This is a genomic window from Cellulosimicrobium sp. XJ-DQ-B-000, from assembly GCF_031119065.1.
Taxonomy (GTDB): domain Bacteria; phylum Actinomycetota; class Actinomycetes; order Actinomycetales; family Cellulomonadaceae; genus Cellulosimicrobium; species Cellulosimicrobium funkei.
Window position 1 is genome coordinate 1 of the sequence record NZ_JAVHYN010000008.1, and the last position, 18549, is coordinate 18549.

The 18549-nt window shown below is 77.2% G+C and carries 16 protein-coding genes; 11 read left to right on the forward strand and 5 right to left on the reverse strand.

From position 1 onward, the window contains the following. Positions 1 to 123: 123 nt before the first annotated feature. Positions 124 to 1134 (reverse strand): arginase family protein, encoded by a 1011-nt coding sequence (locus RDI86_RS12160; protein ID WP_308821484.1) that lies wholly within the window; start codon positions 1132 to 1134, stop codon positions 124 to 126. Positions 1135 to 1185: 51 nt separating this feature from the next. Next, positions 1186 to 2085, reverse strand: a complete 900-nt coding sequence (locus tag RDI86_RS12165; protein ID WP_163185049.1) for a universal stress protein — start codon at positions 2083 to 2085, stop codon at positions 1186 to 1188. 213 nt (positions 2086 to 2298) lie between these two features. Between RDI86_RS12165 and RDI86_RS12170 the strand changes: the two genes are divergently transcribed. The 3 genes from RDI86_RS12170 (at position 2299) to RDI86_RS12180 (ending at position 4187) form a co-directional block, all read left to right on the forward strand. Further along, positions 2299 to 3027: a response regulator transcription factor gene (locus RDI86_RS12170; RefSeq protein WP_081599919.1), complete on the forward strand. Its 729-nt coding sequence runs from the start codon at positions 2299 to 2301 to the stop codon at positions 3025 to 3027. A 145-nt stretch (positions 3028 to 3172) separates the two neighbouring features. Further along, a complete protein-coding gene (locus RDI86_RS12175) occupies positions 3173 to 3646 on the forward strand; it encodes a pyridoxamine 5'-phosphate oxidase family protein (RefSeq protein ID WP_081599918.1) in 474 nt (157 codons plus the stop codon). Between the two features lie 28 nt (positions 3647 to 3674). Beyond that, complete coding sequence (locus RDI86_RS12180; RefSeq protein WP_244985558.1) at positions 3675 to 4187, forward strand: GNAT family N-acetyltransferase; 513 nt, start codon at positions 3675 to 3677, stop codon at positions 4185 to 4187. A gap of 12 nt (positions 4188 to 4199) precedes the next feature. On the opposite strand, the gene RDI86_RS12185 is transcribed toward RDI86_RS12180, so the two are convergent. After that, a complete protein-coding gene (locus RDI86_RS12185; RefSeq protein WP_308821486.1) occupies positions 4200 to 5375 on the reverse strand; it encodes a GAF domain-containing sensor histidine kinase in 1176 nt (391 codons plus the stop codon). A 198-nt stretch (positions 5376 to 5573) separates the two neighbouring features. Between RDI86_RS12185 and RDI86_RS12190 the strand changes: the two genes are divergently transcribed. Beyond that, on the forward strand, positions 5574 to 6383 hold the full coding sequence (locus RDI86_RS12190) for a tetratricopeptide repeat protein (protein WP_308821487.1): 810 nt from the start codon (positions 5574 to 5576) through the stop codon (positions 6381 to 6383). A 243-nt stretch (positions 6384 to 6626) separates the two neighbouring features. Here the strand turns inward: RDI86_RS12190 and RDI86_RS12195 are convergent, their stop codons facing one another. Both RDI86_RS12195 and RDI86_RS12200 read right to left on the reverse strand, forming a co-directional pair. Further along, on the reverse strand, positions 6627 to 7199 hold the full coding sequence (locus RDI86_RS12195; protein WP_076404297.1) for a hypothetical protein: 573 nt from the start codon (positions 7197 to 7199) through the stop codon (positions 6627 to 6629). 175 nt (positions 7200 to 7374) lie between these two features. After that, complete coding sequence (locus RDI86_RS12200; RefSeq protein WP_308821488.1) at positions 7375 to 7788, reverse strand: hypothetical protein; 414 nt, start codon at positions 7786 to 7788, stop codon at positions 7375 to 7377. A 302-nt stretch (positions 7789 to 8090) separates the two neighbouring features. Between RDI86_RS12200 and RDI86_RS12205 the strand changes: the two genes are divergently transcribed. The 7 genes from RDI86_RS12205 (at position 8091) to RDI86_RS12235 (ending at position 18539) form a co-directional block, all read left to right on the forward strand. Continuing rightward, positions 8091 to 10139, forward strand: coding sequence for a D-alanyl-D-alanine carboxypeptidase family protein (locus RDI86_RS12205; RefSeq protein WP_308821489.1), 2049 nt, complete (start codon positions 8091 to 8093; stop codon positions 10137 to 10139). 220 nt (positions 10140 to 10359) lie between these two features. Further along, the gene (locus RDI86_RS12210; protein WP_308821490.1) at positions 10360 to 12099 is read left to right on the forward strand and encodes an ABC-F family ATP-binding cassette domain-containing protein; all 1740 of its coding nucleotides are present in this window, start codon (positions 10360 to 10362) and stop codon (positions 12097 to 12099) included. A 118-nt stretch (positions 12100 to 12217) separates the two neighbouring features. Beyond that, positions 12218 to 12751, forward strand: coding sequence for a DUF2087 domain-containing protein (locus RDI86_RS12215; RefSeq protein WP_308821491.1), 534 nt, complete (start codon positions 12218 to 12220; stop codon positions 12749 to 12751). A 60-nt stretch (positions 12752 to 12811) separates the two neighbouring features. Continuing rightward, positions 12812 to 13345, forward strand: coding sequence for a YbaK/EbsC family protein (locus tag RDI86_RS12220; protein ID WP_308821492.1), 534 nt, complete (start codon positions 12812 to 12814; stop codon positions 13343 to 13345). Positions 13346 to 13681: 336 nt separating this feature from the next. Next, positions 13682 to 14056 (forward strand): STAS domain-containing protein, encoded by a 375-nt coding sequence (locus RDI86_RS12225; RefSeq protein ID WP_021483854.1) that lies wholly within the window; start codon positions 13682 to 13684, stop codon positions 14054 to 14056. 65 nt (positions 14057 to 14121) lie between these two features. Then, a complete protein-coding gene (locus tag RDI86_RS12230; RefSeq protein ID WP_308821493.1) occupies positions 14122 to 15408 on the forward strand; it encodes an exonuclease SbcCD subunit D C-terminal domain-containing protein in 1287 nt (428 codons plus the stop codon). Then, a complete protein-coding gene (locus tag RDI86_RS12235) occupies positions 15408 to 18539 on the forward strand; it encodes an AAA family ATPase (protein ID WP_308821494.1) in 3132 nt (1043 codons plus the stop codon). Before RDI86_RS12230 ends, RDI86_RS12235 begins: the two co-directional genes overlap by 1 nt. Positions 18540 to 18549 lie beyond the last annotated feature (10 nt).

Consider the following 18549-nt stretch of genomic DNA (forward strand, 5'->3'; position numbering starts at 1 on the left):
GACCCACCCCCACCCCTGACCCACCCGGCGTCGAACAGGTGGTCCTGGTGCGTCCGGGTCGCGTGTCGTGCCAGGACCACCTGGTGGACCGGCCGGAACCGCCTGCTCGGCGGGGGGGGGGGGCTACGTCAGTGCCGGTTCCGAGGTCGGCGGGTGGAGGGTGAGGCCGGCCGCGAGCTCCAGGACGCAGAGGGCGGCGAGGCGGACCGTGCGGCCGTCGGGGGCGTCGGCCGTCGCGTCGACCTCGACGACGTCGGCGGAGCGGAGCCGGCCGTCGAGCGCCGCGGCACGGACGAGGGCGCGCAGCTCCCACGCCGCGATCCCGCCCGGGACGCTCGCGGGGCAGCCCGGGGCGACGGAGCGGTCGCACACGTCGACGTCCACGTCGAGGTGCACCGGCCCGCCCGCGGCGCCCGCGACCTCCATGGCCGCGCGCATCACCTCCTCGGGCCCGCGCCGGCGCAGCTCGTCGACGTGCACGACGGTGATCCCCAGCTCGACGGCGCGGCGCGCGTACTCGGCGGAGTTCGCGAAGTCCGCGATGCCGACCTGCACGACCCGCCGCGGGTCGAGCCCCGCCTCGATGAGCCGTCGCACCGGTGACCCGTTGGACACACCGTCGCGCAGGTCGTGGTGGGCGTCGAGCGTGACGAGGCCCGCGGTGGCGAGGTCGTCGTCCCACGCGCCGAGCGCGGTCGCGACGGTCACGGAGTTGTCGCCGCCCAGCGCGACGAGCAGCCGAGCGCGCTCCAGCGCGGCCTGGACCGCCGCGCGCGTCCGGGCCTCGCCCTCCGCGCCGTCGGGCTCGTCGACGTCGCCGAGGTCGGCGAACGTGAGCTCGGCGAGGTCGACGGGGCCGGTCCGCTCCGCGGGACCGCCCGAGGCGACGGGTCGCACGCGGGCGGAGGGGCCGCCGTCGGGCAGCGGGCGGTCGGGGACGAGCGCGGGGCTGTACCGGCGCAGCGCGGCGCGCACCGCGGCGGGTGTCGCGTGGGTGCCGGTCGGCGAGAGCGACGTGCGCCAGGCCGGGACGCCGAGCAGCGCGACGTCGACGGCGTCACCCGTCGGCCCAGGCCAGTCGCCCGCCCGGGGCCACGAGGTGTCGTGCGGGAGGGCCTGCGCGTCGTCGCTCACGGTCTCGACGCTAGCGGCCCGACGGCGTCCCCGCCCCGCGCGGACGGCACCCTAGTCGCGCGCCGCGTGCACGACGGCGACGGGGTGCGTCGCGTGGTGCAGCACCTCCTGGCTCACCGAGCCGAGGAGCATGCCGCGCAGGTCGCCGCGGCCGCGCGAGCCGACGACGGTCAGCGCGGCCCCCGCCGCGGCCTCCCGGAGGGCGACGGACGGCTCGCGGTCGACGACGAACGTCTCGACGAGGACGTCGTCGTGCTCCGCGGTGCGCACGCGCCCGAGCGCGGCCTCGACGGTGCGCGACGCCTCGGCGCGCGCGTCGCGCTCGGCGGCGGTGTAGAACGCGGGGTTCTCCTCCCACAGCGGTCCGGTGGGCATCCGCCACGCGCACACCGCGACGACGCGGGAGCGGGTGCGCGCGGCCTCGTCGAGGGCGAACCGGAGCGCGGCGTCGCCGTGCACGGACCCGTCGACGCCGACCACGACGTCGGTGGTGCGCTCCACGCGCTCGACGGACGGCGGCACGACGACGACCGGCACGGGCGCGCGGGCGGCCAGCCGGGTCCCCACGGACCCGAAGAACATCGACCCGACGGACCCGAGCCCGCGGGAACCCACGACGACGAGGTCGGCGTCCTTGGCCTCGTCGAGCAGCGCCTCCGAGGGCGGGCCGGAGCGCAGCAGCGTCCGCACAGGCACCGACGCGTCCACGCGCGCGGCGCGCTCGGCGGCGGCCGAGAGGATGGGGCCGGCGATCTCGCCGAGCTCCTCGACGCTCGGGTAGTACGCGCCGCCGACGAACGGCGTCGCGACGACGGGCACGTACGCGACGTGCAGCACGCGCAGCTCCGCGCCCCGACGCGCCGCCTCGTGCACCGCCCAGTCCAGGGCCTTGCCGCTCGTCGTGCTGCCGTCCACACCGACCAGCACGACCTGCTGCGTCGATCCGCTCACCATGACCACCTCGGTCCTGTCGTCCCCTTCGTGGCGGTCGTCCCGCCACCTGCCACACCTCCTGGATACCGCGCGCGGGCGGTCCGCCGCACCCGGCGACCGCCCCCGACGCGCGGGACGCTCGGCACGACCCACCGGGACGAAGGTCCCGCACCCGCGGCGCCACGGGCGGGCGCGCGCGAGAATCCCCCTCCGACCGGCTACGTTGAGGGCATGGGCTCTCCCCACCCGATCCGCGTGTTCCTGCTCGACGACCACGAGGTGGTCCGCCGCGGCGTCGCCGCACTGCTCGAGGCCGCCGGTGACATCACCGTCGTCGGCGAGGCCGGCACCGCCGCCTCCGCGCTCGCCCGCATCAAGGCGACGCGCCCCGACGTCGCGATCCTCGACGTGCGCCTGCCCGACGGCTCGGGCGTCGAGGTGTGCCGCGAGGTGCGCTCCGAGCTGCCCGAGGTCGGCTGCCTCATGCTCACGTCCTTCGCCGACGACGAGGCGCTGTTCCAGGCCGTCCTCGCCGGGGCGTCGGGGTACGTGCTCAAGCAGATCCACGGGTCCGACCTCGTCGGCGCGGTCCGCACGGTCGCGGCGGGCGGGTCGCTGCTCGACCCGGCGAGCACCGCGCGCGTGCTGGAGCGCCTGCGCCACGCCGCGGACGAGACGCCGGACCGCCTCGAGGGCCTGTCCCAGCAGGAGCGCCAGATCGTCGCGCTCATCGGCGAGGGCCTGACGAACCGCGAGATCGGCAAGCGCCTCTACCTCGCGGAGAAGACGGTCAAGAACTACGTCTCCCACGTCCTCGCGACGCTCGGCCTGCAGCGCCGCACCCAGGTCGCGGTCCTCGCGACCGAGATGCGCCAGGAGGAGGCGTCCCGCCAGGGCGCCCCGGGCGCGGGCGGTCCCACCGGGGACCGGCAGCACGGTGGCCCGGCGCAGCGTCCCTGACGGCGGGCCCGACCCGCAGGGCGGGACGGGGCCCGAGGGCTCGCCCGCGCACGGACCGGGGGCCGACGCCCACGGACCGGGCGACCGCGCGGCGTCGGGACCTTCGGCACTCCCGGATCTGACACCGCGGCGCGACGATGTGGAGATGGACACAGTCGAGCGGACCGGGACAGGGGCACCGGTGGGGAGCGGGGGGCTCGCGACCGCCGAGCGCCCGCGCGCCTCGGCAGGGCTCGCGGAGCTCACGCCGGAGGAGAGCTACGCGCTCCTCGCGACCGTCCCCGTGGGCAGGATCGTCTACACCGACCACGCGCTGCCGGCGATCCAGCCGGTGAACTTCGTGCTCGACGGCCCGGACGTCGTGTTCCGGACCGCGGAGGGCTCGAAGCTCGCGGTGGCCGCCAGCCGCGCCGTCGTGGCGTTCGAGGTCGACTCGTTCGACGCCGACGCCCGCTCCGGGTGGTCCGTCGTGCTCGTCGGCCGCACGTTCGAGGTCACGGAGCCGGTGGAGCGCGCGCGGCTGCTCGCGCTCCCGCTCGTGACCTTCGTGCCCGGCGTGCGCGACCGCGTCATCAAGGTCGTGCCGCGCATCGTGACCGGCCGGAGGATCCTGCGCTGACCCGCGGCCCGCGCACTACGCTCGCCCGGTGACTGCGACGATCGAGGTACGTGCCGGGACGCCCGCGGACTGGCCCGGCATCTGGCGGGCGCTCGAGCCCGTCTTCCGCGCGGGCGAGACGTACACGTACCCGCGCGACATGACCGAGGCCGACGCCCGGGCCGCGTGGCTCGACGCCCCGGGCGCGCGCGTCCTCGTCGCGGTCCCGGCGGAGGACGGCGCCCGCGGCACCGTGCTCGGCACGGCGAAGTACCTGCCCAACCACCCCGGTGCCGGGGCGCACGTCGCGAACGCGAGCTTCGTCGTCGGGCCCGACGGCGCCGGGCGTGGCGTCGGCCGGGCGCTCGCGCGCGCCGTGCTCGACGGTGCGCGCGCCGACGGCTACCGGGCGATGCAGTTCAACGCGGTCGTGGAGACGAACGAGCGCGCGGTCCGGCTCTGGGAGTCGCTGGGGTTCACGATCCTCGCGACCGTCCCCGAGGCGTTCGACCACCCGGTGCACGGGCTCGTCGGCCTGCACGTCATGCACCGGACGCTCTGAGCACCCGGCGCGTCAGCCGAGCGGCACCCACCACTCGAGGCGGGTGCCGCCGTCGGGCCGGGCGGTCGCGGTGCTCGACCCGCCGAGCGCGGCGGCGCGCGCCTGCATGTTCCGCAGGCCGGAGCGCCGGCCGCCGGGCTGGATGCCCACGCCGTCGTCCGTGACGGTGAGGCGCGCCTCGTGCGCGGTCACGGCCAGGTGCACGACGACGCGGCTCGCCTGCGCGTGCCGGGCGACGTTGGTCAGGGCCTCGCCGAGCACGACGACGAGCTGGTCCGCGACCTCGGCCGGCAGGCTGGGGCCGCCGTCGGTCACGCCCGCGCCCGACCCCTCGGCCGCCACCTCGACGTCGACCTCGGGCGCGAACCCGAGCACGGTCGTCGCGGCCTCGGCCTGCGCGCGGAACCGGTCCTCGATCGAGGGCGCGTCCGGGTCCGTGGCCGTGTGCAGCGCGAAGATCGTGGACCGGATCTGTCGGATCGTCTCGTCGAGGTCGGAGACGGTCTCCTCGATGCGCGTGCGCGCGTTCGGGTCGCTGACGAGCGGCTGCACGCTCATGAGCGTCATGGCCGACGCGAAGAGGCGCTGGATGACGACGTCGTGCAGGTCGCGCGCGATCCGGTCGCGGTCCTCCAGCACACCCACCTGCTTCGCCCGGCCGTAGAGCCGCGCGTTCTCGATGGCGACGCCCGCGGCGGCGGCGAGCGCGACCACGGCCGCCTCGTCCTCCGCGGTGAACTCCTCGCACCCGCCCCCGGGGACCTGCTTGTCGGTGAGGTAGAGGTTGCCGAACACCGTGTCGCGCACCCGCACCGGCACGCCGAGGAACGTGTGCATGGGCGGGTGGCCCTCGGGGAAGCCGGCCGAGCGCACGTCGTCGGCGATCTCCGGCACGCGGATGGGCGCCGGGTGGTCGATGAGCTCGCCCAGCAGACCCTCGCCGTGCGGCCAGTGGTCGATCTCGGCGACCTCGTCGTCCGAGAGGCCCAGGGGGATGAACTGCGCGAGGCGCTCGCGCCCCGAGGCGTCGAGCACCCCGAGCGCGCCGTACCGGGCGCCCGTGAGCTCCATCGCCGCGTCGACGATGCGCCGCAGCACCTGCGGCAGGTCGAGGTCGCTCGTCACCGCCACGACGGCGTCCAGCACGCGTTGCCCGGCGCTGGCCGGCAGGTCGGTCGTTCTGCTCACCCGATGCAGTCTCCCAGACCCCGGCGGCCGGGCGGCACCCGTCTCGCCCGGGGTGTGACGTGGGCGACACCGCCGCGCTATCGTGCGTCCACATCTCGGGACGTCCGACGCCGTCCTGCCGCCGGCCGCACGTCGCCGTCGCGCAGGTCCCGGACCACCGGGCCGTCGACGCAGGGGGCCGAAGGGACGCGGTGCCGCATGCCGACCACCGACCAGGGCGCGGACGTCGCCCCGCGCTCCGGAGCGCCCGCCGAGGCCGCGGCGAGCGCCCTCGCGGACCTGCGGTCCGCCGTCGGGCACCTGCACCCCGACGACCCGGCCGAGCTCGTCGCGATCGCCGACGACCTGCGCGCGCTCGGCAGCCCGGCCGCCGCGGTCCCGTTCTACGAGGCGGCCGTCGAGCAGGGCGTGCCGGGGGCCGTGTACCGGCTGGGCGTCGCGCACCACGAGGCGGGCGACGCCGTGGAGGCGTTCCGCTGCTTCGAGCTCGCCGGTCTGGCGGGCGACGCGCTGGGGGCGTTCATGGCCGCGCAGGTCGCGGCGGAGCGCGGCGACCTGCACGCGGCCCGCCGCTGGTACGAGCTCGCGCAGGGTGTCGAGGGCGCGGCCGTGCGGCTCGCGCAGGTGCTCGCCGAGCTGGGGGAGCGCGACGCCGCCGAGGACGTCCTCGCGGCGACGTCGGGCGAGAGCTGGGAGGCGGCGGTCGAGCTCGTGCGCAGCGGCGCGCTGACCCCGGACGACGCCGTCGCGCTGCTCGAGGGGTGGGCGGGGTCGGGCGAGGCGCGCGTCGCGGCGGCCCTCGCGGACCTCTACGTGCGCGCGGGCCGCGGGCCGGACGCGGAGGACCTGCTCGAGCGGGCGGCGCTCGCCGGCGAGCCGACCGCGCGCACGAGCCTCGGGGTGCTCCGCCTCCGGGCGGGCCGCGTCGCCGAGGCGATGGCCCTGTGGCACGAGGCGGCCGCCCAGGGCGATCCCCAGGCGGCGGAGCTGCTGGCCCGCTTCGGCTGACGCCGGGGGGCGCACCGGACCGGGCTGCCCCGGCCGGGCACGCAGAAAGGCGCCCGGCGGGCGACCGGCTCCGTCGAGCTGTCGGTCGCCCTGCCGGGCGCGGAGGGCGGGACGTGCGGGTGGTCTCCCCACCGCCCGCACGCCCCTCTTCCCCCGGGAGCGACTCCCTGCAGCGACGGCCTCAGATCGTCGCGCGGTATCGGTCGCCCCGTGGCCCGCCGCACACGGCGGGCGGTCGAACCGTCAGACCAGCCAGGCGTTGCGCTGGACGAACGGGATCCTCTTCCACGCCTTGCCGAGGCCGAGCACGCTGCCCGCCCCGAGGAGGGTGAGAGCGATGATCGTCAGCGACATCGTGATGTGGTCGTCGATGATCGGGTTGGTCACGAGCGGGAGCTCGGCCAGGTACATGAGCAGGAGCAGGAGCGTGCCGCTCACCGCGGCGATGCGCATCCCGATGCCCAGGATCAGGGCGAGCCCGATGCCGAGCAGGCCGACCATGAAGAGCACGTCGATGAACGCGTTCCCCGCGAGGCCGCTGAAGAAGCCCGAGAACGTGCCCTCGAGGTTCGACAGGAAGCCGGTGGTCGGGCTGTTCCCGTTGATCCACGACCGCTCGGCGGGGGTGGCGAACCCGAGCCCGAACGTCTTGTCGAGGAAGGCCCAGAGGAAGTAGAACCCGATCGTGATCCGCAGGACGCCGAGCACCACCTGGGTGGGTCGCGTGGCGCGCTCCGCGAGGCTGAGGGTCTCCGGCTCGGTGCCTTCGACCGTGGGGAGCGGCGCGTTGGCGTTCCGCTCGATCGTCCCCTTCATCACTGTCCCCTCTCATCGACCCGTCCGGTGCGGTCGGGCTCCTGAGACCAAGCAAACCCCTGTGAAGGAAGGGTGGACGTCAGGCAAAAGTCGCCGGGCCCGGGGACCTAGGTCCCCGGTGCGGACGAGGGTCCGGCGATACCGGGCGCGGGCCGCCCGCGCCCGGCCCGTGCGGTCAGGAGCCGGACGCGTCCTCGAGGTCCGCGCGGAGCTCGTCGACCCGGGTGCGCAGGCTCTCGATCGCGTCGCGCACCGCGGCGTCGGCACCGGAGAGGGTGCCCGCGACGTCGCCCAGCTCGGTGGACGCGTCCTCGAGCGCGGCCTCGGCGTCGGCCAGGCGCTGCTCGGCCTGGGCGCGCGTCTCGTCCGTGGCGGACGCCGCCTCGTCCGCCGCGGCGCGGGCCTCGTCGGCGGCCTCCTGCGCGGACGCGACGGCCTCCTCCGCGCGGGCGCGCGTGTCGTCCGGGAGGGTGCCCAGGTCGTCCGTGAGCGACCGGACGTCCTCGCCGATCGTCTCGACCTGCGCGCCCGCGTCGTCGAGGAACTGCTGGACCTGGTCGCCCGTCAGGGTGAATTCCGGCACGCTCACCGAGCCGTCCTCGGCGCACCCACCCAGCGCGACGGTCGCGGCGACGGCTGCACCGAGCGCGAGCGCGCGGGACGTTGACCTGCGGTGACGTGTCGGTGAACTCATGGAGCGATTGTCCACCGCGAACATGAGACGAGGGTGAGAGCCTCGTGGAGGCGGTGTACGGTAGGCGGACGAGGGCACTGTGGCGTGCAGCACACCGATCGTGTGCGCGCGCAGCCGTGACGTCGGGCGCGACGACGCGCACATCCGGCGTGCGGGACCGCAGGTCCGTGGCAGGGCACGAAGCACGGGAGTGAGCGGTGAGCACCACGGCGGAGCACGAGGGCGCGGACGACGCGCCCGTGACGCCCGAGCCCGCGCCCGCCGCCGCGGTGGGTCCGGAGTCGTTCGGACGACGCGCGCGGGCCGTGTCGCACGTCCTCATCTCCTCGGCGCTCGCCATCACGCTCGCCGCGGCACTCGCCGGCAGCGCCCAGCCCCGCCCGGGCGCGTCGTTCTTCGCGCAGGAGGCGACCACGGCGACCCAGGTCGCGGCGCTCTCGAGCACCCTCGGGGCCGGCCTCGACGAGGGCCAGCAGCTCGACGGCGCCATCGAGGTCCTCGCGACGGCCAACGCGCTCGACGACGGCCACGTCTCCCCGCCCGTCGAGCAGGCCCGCGCCGAGCTCGGCATGCTCCTGGCCACCTACCTCGCGCAGCAGGACGCGGCCCGCCGCGTCCCCGCGCCCCTCGTGCCCGACGGCGACCTCGACCTGGACGAGTCGCTCGACGGCGCGCAGGTCCCCGAGCTGCCGGAGCCGCTCGGCCCCGGCACGGGCGCAGGCGCGGGCACCGACGACACCACGACGGGCACGGACGACGAGACCGACGACCCCGCGACCGACCGCCCGGCGCAGCAGCCCGCGACGGTCGACGCCGCCGGCGACGTAGCGACCGACGCGGTCCGCACCGCGGCGACGCCCACCGCGCCCTCGCCGAGCCCGACGAGCAGCCCGTCCCCCGGCGCGTCCACCGACCCCTCGCCGAGCGACTCCCCGAGCCCCGGCGGCACGCCGAGCCCGGCGCCCGGCACGAGCACGCCCCTGGACCCGACCGCCCCCGGCGGCACGGGATCCGCGGGAGACGCGGGGTCGCCGGGCGACCGGACGCTGCCCGAGGACGAGGTGCCCGCGCCCGACGGGGTGGCCCCCGGTGAGCTCGACGGTTCCCAGGACCCGGCCGACGGCTCGGCTGACAGCGGTGACGGCGACCACGCCGAGGGCGACGACCACGCGCACGGCGACGTGACGCTGGAGGACGTCCTCGCCTCCGCGACGACGCTCGCCGAGCTGCTCGGCACCGACCTCGTACCGGTCGGGGTCGTCCCGGCCGCCGGGGCGACGGCGCTCGCGGGCACGACCCTCGCGGAGCGGCTCGCCGAGGTCGTCGAGCGGTACGCGGGCTCGACGGCGCAGTACCAGAACGGCCGCATCCCGCCCGAGGCGCTGTGCGCGCTCGACTTCGCGCCGGGCAAGACCCTGCGCTGCGACGCCGCGGAGCAGCTCGAGGCCCTCGCCGCCGAGTTCGAGAAGGAGTTCGGGTACGCGCTGAAGATCACCGACGCGTACCGCCCCTACGACGAGCAGGTGCGCCTCAAGGCGGTCAAGCCCTACCTCGCGGCCGTGCCCGGCACGTCGCAGCACGGATGGGGGCTCGCGATCGACGTCGGCGGGAACGTGCCGTCGGGGACGTCGCTCGAGTACGTCTGGCTCCGCACGCACGGCCCGGACTACGGCTGGGACAACCCCGCATGGGCGCGGCCCAACGGCTCCAAGCCGGAGCCGTGGCACTTCGAGTTCTTCGCGGCGGGGAAGATGCCGACGCGGTACACGCCTGCCGAGGGCAGCGCGCCGTCCACGCCGCAGAAGCCGGCGACGCCGAGCGCCCCCGCGCCGAAGCCGACGACCCCGCCCGCGCCGCAGCCCCCGGCACCGACGCCCACGCCCACGCCCACGGAACCCCCGCCGACGAAGCCCACGGACCCGCCGCCGCCCACGACCGTCGCCGTCCCGGCGAACCTCGTCGGCAGGCAGCAGGCCACCGTGGAGGCAGCGCTGCAGGGCGCCGGGCTGAAGGTCAGCGTCACGACGAAGGTCGACGAGGCCGCGCCCGGGACCGTGCTGTCCGTCACGCCGGGCTCCGGCACCCAGGTCGCGCCGGGAAGCACGGTCGCGATCGTCGTCTCGTCCGGGCCGCCGCCCGAGCCCGAGCCCGAGCCGTCACCCGAGCCGACGGACCCGGCACCCGAGCCCACGGTCGCGCCGACCCAGGCCCCGACGGCCCCCGGGACGGAGCCGACCACCCCCTGAGCCGAGGGGCGTCGTCGGGCCCGGGCGGAACCGTGGCCGCGTCCGGCGCGAGGGCGCCGCCGGGAAAATGCCGTGCGCCTCCCGTGCCGACGGCGTAGCGTCGGGCGCGATGTGATCCTCACCCGCCCCGGCCGCTCCGTCCCGTCGAGCCCGTCGCCGTGGCCCCCGCCGCCCTCCGCGGCGTGCGCGCGCCACCCGGGCACCTGGTAGGTGATCACCCATGGCACGTCCCACCCCTGTCCTGCGCGCGTCCGACGTCCGCGTGTCCTTCGCGGGCCGCGCGGTCCTGCGCGGCGTCGACCTCGCCGTCGACCCCGGCCATCGCACGGGTCTCGTCGGCGAGAACGGTGTCGGCAAGTCCACGCTCCTGCGGGTGCTCGCGGGCACGCTCGCCCCAGACGACGGCACGGTGAGCCGGCCCGCCGACCTCGGGTTCCTGCACCAGGAGTTCCCGTACCCGCCGACGACGTCGGTCCGCGCGGTCGTCGACGACGCGCTCGCGCGCGTCCGCGGGATCGAGCGCGAGCTCGAGGAGGCGGCGCTCGCCCTCGCCGGCGACCCGGGCGGCGAACCCGTCCCCGGTGCCGAGGAGGCGTACGCGCGCGCCCTCGCGCGCGCCGAGCTCGCCGACGTCTGGGACGCCGACGCGCGGGCCGCGCGCACGCTCGCGGGTCTGGGGCTCGACGTCGACGGGGTCGCGGGCCGCGAGGTCGGGTCGCTGTCCGGGGGCCAGCGCACGCGGCTCGGCCTCGCCGCGCTGCTCGTGCGCCAGCCCGGCGCGATGCTGCTCGACGAGCCGACGAACCACCTCGACGACGACGCGGCGGAGTTCCTCGCCGCGGCGCTGCGCGCGCTCCCGGGCGCCGTGGTGCTCGCGAGCCACGACCGCGTGTTCCTCGACGAGGTGTGCACCGAGATCCTCGACCTCGACCCGGTCGCGGAGCCGCTCCGCGGCGCGGGCGGCGGGGACGCGGCACGCGGCGGGGGAGCGGGGACCCTCTACGGCGGCACGTACGGCGACTACCTCGAGGCCAAGCGCGTCGAGCGCGAGCGCTGGGAGCAGCGCTTCGAGGCGGAGCAGGCCGAGCTCGCGGAGCTGCGGCGCGGGGTCGCGGTGACGGCCCGGGACGTCGCGAAGAACCGTGAGCGGGGCAACCAGGCGAAGATCCTCTACGACTTCAAGGGCGAGCGCGTGCAGGGCCAGATCGCGCGGCGCGTGCGCAACGCGCAGCAGCGGCTCGACGTGCTCGAGCGCGACCAGGTGCGCAAGCCGCCCCCGCCCCTGCGCTTCGCACCGCCGAGCGGGGGGACCCGCCTCGCGCCGGGCGGTGGCGACGTGGTCGCGTGGGCGCGCGGCGTCGTCGTGCACCGGCCCGGGCGCGGAGGGCCCGGGGCGGCCCCGGGCGAGCGGCCGGACCGGCTCGACATGGCGGCGTCGGGCGTCCCGTCGATCGAGGTCGCGCGGGGGAGCCGGCTGCTCGTCACCGGGGCCAACGGTGCCGGAAAGTCCACGCTGCTGCACGTGCTCGCGGGCGACCTCGCGCCCGACGTCGGCACCGTGGGCCGGGCGCGCGGGGTCCGGGTGGGGCTGCTCGAGCAGGACGTGCACCTGCACGACGACGACCGCACCCCGCGCGAGCTGCTCGCCCTCGCGCAGGGCGTGGACCCGGCGGACGCGCGCGACGCGGCCGTGGACGCGCACGGCCTCCTCGCGCCGCGCGACCTGGGGCGACGGCTCGCGGAGCTCTCCGTGGGGCAGCGCCGGCGCGTGGTGCTCGCGATGCTCGTCACGCAGGCGCCCGACGTGCTGCTCCTGGACGAGCCGACGAACCACGTGTCGCTCACGCTCGCGGGCGAGCTCATGGAGGCCGTGGAGGAGTGGCCGGGCGCCGTGGTCGTGGCGTCGCACGACCGGTGGCTGCGGCGCCGTTGGCAGGGCGACGCCGTGCACCTCGCCTGACGTCCCCGCCGCGCTCGTCGGTCCGGCCGCGGGGTGGGGCGCCCGGGAGGTGGGGCACGGGGTGCGGGGTCCGGGAACGCGGTGGCCGTCCGCGGCGCGGCGTGCGTAGGGTCGGGCGGTGGACGACGACCGGACGGGCGCCCCGGTGCCCGACAACGCGTGGAAGCAGGTGGTCGCGTCGCTCGCCGACGCGGGACGGCTCGAGGTGCTCGCGCGCGTCGTGACCGAGGGGCCCGCGGAGGCGGTGCTGTCGGCCGACGAGCGCCGTCGGCTCGCGCCGCTCCTCGCCGCGGGCGTCGTGGTGCGCGAGGAGACGGGCTTCCTGCGGGCGGCGCCCGAGCGGTTCGCGGCCCTGCTCGCGTCCGCGCCCACGCCGCGCCCCACGGGCCCCGACCGCTTCCTCACGGACGGACGCCTGCTGCGCATGCCGAAGCGGTGGCGCGACCGCGAGCTCGTCGTGCGGTACCTCGCGGCGCAGGTGCTCCCGCTGGAGGAGCCCGTCACCGAGCTCACGCTGACCAAGCGGCTCGCGGCGCGCGCCGCGGACCCCGTGTCGCTGCGGCGCGCGATGGTCGACGCGGGCCTCGTGCACCGCACGCGCGACGGCGCCGAGTACTGGCGCACCGTCGTGACGGAGTTCGACGACGTCTGACGGGCTGCGGCCCCGCTACGGCAGCCCGTGCGTCGGGGGCGAGGGCTAGGGTCGGTTCTCATGAGCAGCGAGCGCGCCGTGGCGGCGCTGGAGGCGTCGGGCATCGACTTCACCCTCACCCGGCACGGCCGGGTGGGGTCGCTGGAGGAGGCGGCCGCCGCGCGCGGCGTCGACCCGGCGCGCGTCCTCAAGACGATCGTCGTGCGGCGTGCGGAGGACGACTACCTGTTCGTGCTCGTCCCGGGCGACCGGCAGATCTCGTGGCCCAAGCTGCGCGCGCTGCTCGGGGTGTCGCGCCTGTCCATGCCGGACAAGGAGGTCGCGCGCGACGTCACGGGGTACGAGCGCGGCACCATCACGCCGTTCGGCGCCACGCACGCGTGGCCCGTCGTGGCGGACGTGCGCGTGGTCGCCGTGCGCGGCGAGGACGAGGTGGACGTCGCGGGCGACCCGGCGACCCCGGAAGCCCCGGGTGACGGCGACCACCTCGTCTCCATCGGCGCGGGCGAGCACGGCGTGGCCGCGACGGTCGACGGGCAGGCCCTCGTGGCCGCCCTCGGGGCCCAGGTCGCCGACGTCACCGAGCCCCTGTAGCGGGTAGGGGAACGAGACCGCGACGCCGCCCGGGCTGCGCCTCCTCGTGGCGCTCCCGGGGCTCCGGGCGGCGCGCGGAGGCACCGACGCGGTCCGGGTTGTGAGGGTTCGGAGGAAGGTCGCGGTCGACCGCCGCGCGGGCTGGTGTGCGCCCCGCGCCGGGTGCAGACTCTGGGGTGCTCCGGTCACGGTCGCCTGGTCCGACCCGCCGCCCGACGGTCACGGCCGGCGTCCGGACGGAGCCATGAGGCAGGCGCAGGGAACAGGCCACCACCGCCGGACGTTGTCCGGAGGGGCGGCCGACAGCAGCAGGACGACTCGAGAGAAGCGGGAACCGTGGACACAGGCAGCGCGATCGACCGGACGAGCGGGATCGTCTACGCCCCGGCGGACGGCGGCGTGGTCGTGACGATGTGGGGAGAGGTGGACGCAGCGCTGCGCGACCGCGCGAGCGAGGCGATGTCCTACGTGCTGGACACCCGCGGGCGCGTCGTGGTGGACGTCGCCGACGTCACCTTCATCGACTCCTCGGGCATCGCGTTCATCATCCAGCTCTACATGCTCGGCGAGGAGGACGGCCGCGAGGTCGTGCTCCGGGACCCGTCGCCGAGCATCGTCGAGCTGCTCGACATGATCGGCATGGGCGGGCGGATCCCCGTCGAGCGCAGCGGCGCCTCCACGGGCCCGATCGAGGTCGTCGGCGCCGTCTGACACCCACGCGCCCGCCGCCGCCCCGGGTCCCCGGGGCTGTGGGAACCGGCCGGTACGGTGCGGGCATGCGCATCCTGCACACCTCCGACTGGCACCTCGGGCGCACCTTGCACGGGGTCGACCTTCTGGAGCACCAGGCCGCGCACCTCGACCACCTCGTCGAGCTGACCCGCTCCGAGGCGGTCGACGCGGTCGTCGTCGCGGGCGACGTCTACGACCGCGCGATCCCGCCGGTCGACGCCGTCTCCCTCCTCTCGGACGCGGTGACGCGGCTCGCCGAGCACGCGCACGTCGTCGTCACGCCGGGCAACCACGACTCCGCCGTCCGGCTCGGGTTCGTCGACCGCCTCCTGCGCCCGGGCGTCCACGTGCGGGCACGCCTGGCCGACGTCGGTGCGCCCGTCGTCCTGGGCCCGCGCCCCGGTGCGACGAGCGGCGACGCCTCGCCGCTGCTCGTCTACGCGCTCCCGTACCTCGACCCGGACACGGCCCGGCACGTCCTCGCGGACGCGCCGGACGCCGACGCTCCCGACGCCGAGGGGGTGGGCGGCGACTCGGTGAGGCAGCGGCCGCTCGCGCGGTCCCACGAGGCCGTCATGGGGGCGGCCCTGCGCCGGGTGGGCGCCGACCTCGCGCGGCGCCGCGCCGCGGACCCGGGGGTGCGGGCGGTCGTCGTCGGGCACGCGTTCGTCGTGGGTGGTCGGGCGTCGGACTCCGAGCGCGACATCCGCGTGGGCGGCGTGGACGCCGTCCCGGCCGCTGCGTTCGCGGGCCGCGGGGTGGACTACGTGGCGCTCGGCCACCTGCACGGGCCGCAGCGCGTCACCGTCCCGGAGGTCGGCGGCGGAGAGGCCGACGGCGGCGTGGCGACCGTCGCCCGCTACTCGGGCTCGCCCCTCGCGTTCTCCTTCTCGGAGCTGCACCAGCGCAAGTCCACCGCGCTCGTCGACGTCGACCGGGTCCGCACGGACGCGGACGCGGCGGTCGAGCTGGTCCCCGCTCCCGTGCCGCGCCGCCTCGCGGAGGTGACCGGCTCGCTCGACGAGCTGCTCGGGGAGGCGGGCGAGCCGCACGTCGACGACTGGCTGCGCGTCGTCGTGACGGACCCGGTCCGGCCAGCCGAGCTGTACGCCCGCGTCCGGTCCCGGTTCCCGCACGCGCTCCAGGTGACGCACCGCCCCCCGCGCGTCGCCCAGCGGGAGGTCGTGACCGCCGTCGGGCCGGGGCGCGACCCGCTGGACGTCGCGCGCGACTTCGTCGAGCACGTCTCCGGCCACGCCCCCAGCGAGGCGGAGGTCGTCGTGCTGCGGGAGGCGTTCGAGCTCGCGCTCGCCGAGGAGCGCAGCGCCTGATGCACCTGCACTCCCTGACCTTCCAGGCGATCGGCCCGTTCGCGGGCCGCCACCACGTCGACCTCGCGGCGCTCGGCGCGTCCGGGATCTACCTCCTCGAGGGGCCGACGGGCGCCGGCAAGTCCACGATCATCGACGCGATCGTGTTCGCGCTCTACGGCAAGGTCGCCTCCGACGCCGCGAGCGACGACCGTCTCCGCTCGGCGTTCGCGGGACCGGACGTCGAGTCGTACGTCGACCTCGTGCTGGAGGTCCCGGCGGGGGTCTTCCGGGTCCGGCGCACGCCCGAGTACCGACGCCCCAAGAAGCGCGGCACCGGCACCACGACCCAGCAGGCCTCGGTGCGGCTCTGGCGGCTCGCCGAGGTGCCACCCACCGACGCGCCGGACGCGGTGGAGGACGCCGCGGGCGAGCTGCTGTCCGCACGGCTCGACGAGGCGGGCGACGAGATCCGCCGGCTCGTGGGCCTCGACCGGCGCCAGCTCGTGCAGACGGTCGTGCTGCCGCAGGGCGAGTTCGCGACGTTCCTGCGCGCGAAGCCCGAGGACCGGGCCGTGCTGCTCCAGAAGGTCTTCGGCACGGAGCTCTACCACCGCGCAGCCGCGCGCCTGGCGGAGCTCGCGCGCGCGGCGCGATCGCGCACGGACGCCGCGCGGCAGGGCGTCGTGGGCGCGGCGGAGCGGTTCGTGGGGTCCGCCGGGCTCGAGCCCGACGACGCGCGGCGGCTGCGCGAGGCCGCGCACGACGACGACCGGCTGCGGCGGGCCGACGATGGCGGCGCCCCGGCCGCTGCGGAGTCGACGCCGGGCGTGCACGCGCTCGCCGTCGCGCACGTCGCGCGCCTCGACGCCGAGGCCACGTCGCTGGCCGAGCGCGCGGCGGGGGCCGACGCGACGCTCGCCGCGGCGCGTGAGCGGTTCGAGCACGAGCGCGCTCGGCACGACGCGCTGGAGCGGCGAGCCCGGTTGCGGGCCGACGCGGCGCGCCTCGACGAGGAGGAGGTGGCGGTGGCCGAGTGTCGCCGTCGGGCGGACGCGGCGGCACGTGCCGCGGTCGTCGCCCCGGCCGCCCAGGGCCTCGCGCGCGCCGAGCAGACCCTGCGCGCCGCGCTCGACCGGCTCGCGCTCGCGCGCACCGGGGCGCCCGCCGCCCTCGCCGACGCCGACCCGACGACGCTCGAGGCCCTGCGCGCCGACGTCGCGACGGCGGCCGTGCGGGTGGCGAGGCTCGTCCCGGTGGGGGCGTCGCTGCCCGGGCGCGACCGCGAGCTCGCCGACGGGCGCAAGGAGGTGGCGCAGGCGACGGAGGAGCGGGGTCGCGTGCTGGCCGAGCTCGACGCACGCCCGGCGCGCCGCGACGCCCTGCGCACGCGGGTCGCGTCCCTCGCGGAGGCCGCGGGCGCGCTCGGGGTGCTCCGCGAGCGCGCGGATCGCGCCCGGGCGGTCGAGGAGGCGGCGCGCCAGACGGCGGCGCTCGCGACCGAGGCGGCCGAGGCGCACGCCGAGCGGGCACGGGCCGCGGTCCGGGCGCACGAGGCGGTGGAGCACGAGGCCCGGCTGCGGGCTGCGCGCATCGCGGGTCTGGCCGGAGAGCTGGCCGCGGGCCTCGCCGTCGGCGAGCCGTGCCCGGTGTGCGGCGGGGCCGAGCACCCGCACCCGGCGCCGCTCGCCGAGGACCACCCGGCGGTCGAGGACGTCGAGCGCGCCGAGCGGGAGCGCGCGGACGCCGAGCGCCTGCTGCACGACGTCTCGGCCCGCGCTCAGGTGCTCGCCGAGCGGTGCGACGCCCGTCGTCGGGACGCCGACGGCCTGACCCCGCAGGAGGCCGGGCAGCGGGTCGCGCACGCGGAGGAGCTGGTGGCCGCCGCGCGCACCGCGGAGCGTGAGCGCGCCGAGGCCGAGCGCGAGCTCGAGGAGCTGGACGCGGAGACGCGTGCGCTGGAGGCCCGGGCGGCCGGGCTCGCCGAGGCGGTCGCGGGCACGACCGCGCGGCTCCAGGAGATCGAGGCGGCCCTCGCGCGCGACCGCGCCGAGATCCGCTCCGAGCTCGACGCGGCGGGCCCGCTCGTGGAGCTCGTGGACCTGCCCGACCCGCTCGCCGACGAGGGCGGCGCGCGCAACCCCGTCGCCGTCCTCGCGGCCGCGCTGGAGGGACGGGTGCGCACGATCGACGCGCTCGCGGACGCGGGCAGCGCCGTCGCCGCCGCGCAGCGGGCGTGCGAGGAGCGTGCGGCCGACGTCGCCGCGCTCGTCGCGCGGTCGGGGTTCGTGGACGCGGCCGAGGCGCTCGCCGCGGTGCTCGACGACGCCGAGCGGCACGCGCTCTCTCAGCGCGTCGCGGAGCACGACGCGGCGCGGACCGCGACGGCGACCGGCCTCGCGGACCCGGCGCTCGCCGACCTGCCCGAGGACGTACGGGCCGACGTCGCGGGCGCGCGCGCCGCCGTCGACGAGGCAGAGGCCGTGGCCGGGGCCGCGGCGCGGCAGCACGAGCTCGTCGCCCGCCGTGCCGAGGAGGCCCGGACGGCGGCCGAGGGCGTCGGGGCGGCGGTCGACGGCTGGACCGCGGCGCGGGACGCGGCGGGACCGGTCGTGCGCATGGCGGCGCTCGCGTCGGGCACGGGCGACAACGCGCACGACCTCTCGCTCGCGACGTTCGTGCTCGTGCAGCGGTTCGAGGACGTGGTCGCTGCGGCGAACGAGCGCCTCGCCGAGATGTCGTCGGGGCGGTACGAGCTCGTGCGCAGCGCGACGCGCGAGGACGTGCGGGCGCACAAGCGCGGCCTCGCGATGAAGGTGCTCGACCACGTGACGGAGCGCGAGCGCGACCCGCGCACGCTGTCCGGCGGGGAGACGTTCTACGTGTCGCTGTGCCTCGCCCTCGGGCTCGCGGACGTCGTCACGGCCGAGGCGGGCGGCATCGAGCTCGGGACGCTGTTCGTCGACGAGGGCTTCGGCAGCCTCGACCCCGAGACGCTGGAGGCCGTCCTCGCGGCGCTCGGCCGGCTCCGCGCGGGCGGGCGCGTCGTGGGCGTCGTCTCCCACGTCGAGGCGCTCAAGCAGGCCGTCGCGGAGCGCGTCGAGGTCCGCCGCCTCCCCGGCGGCGGCAGCACGCTCAGCGTGCGGGCCTGACCGGGGCTGC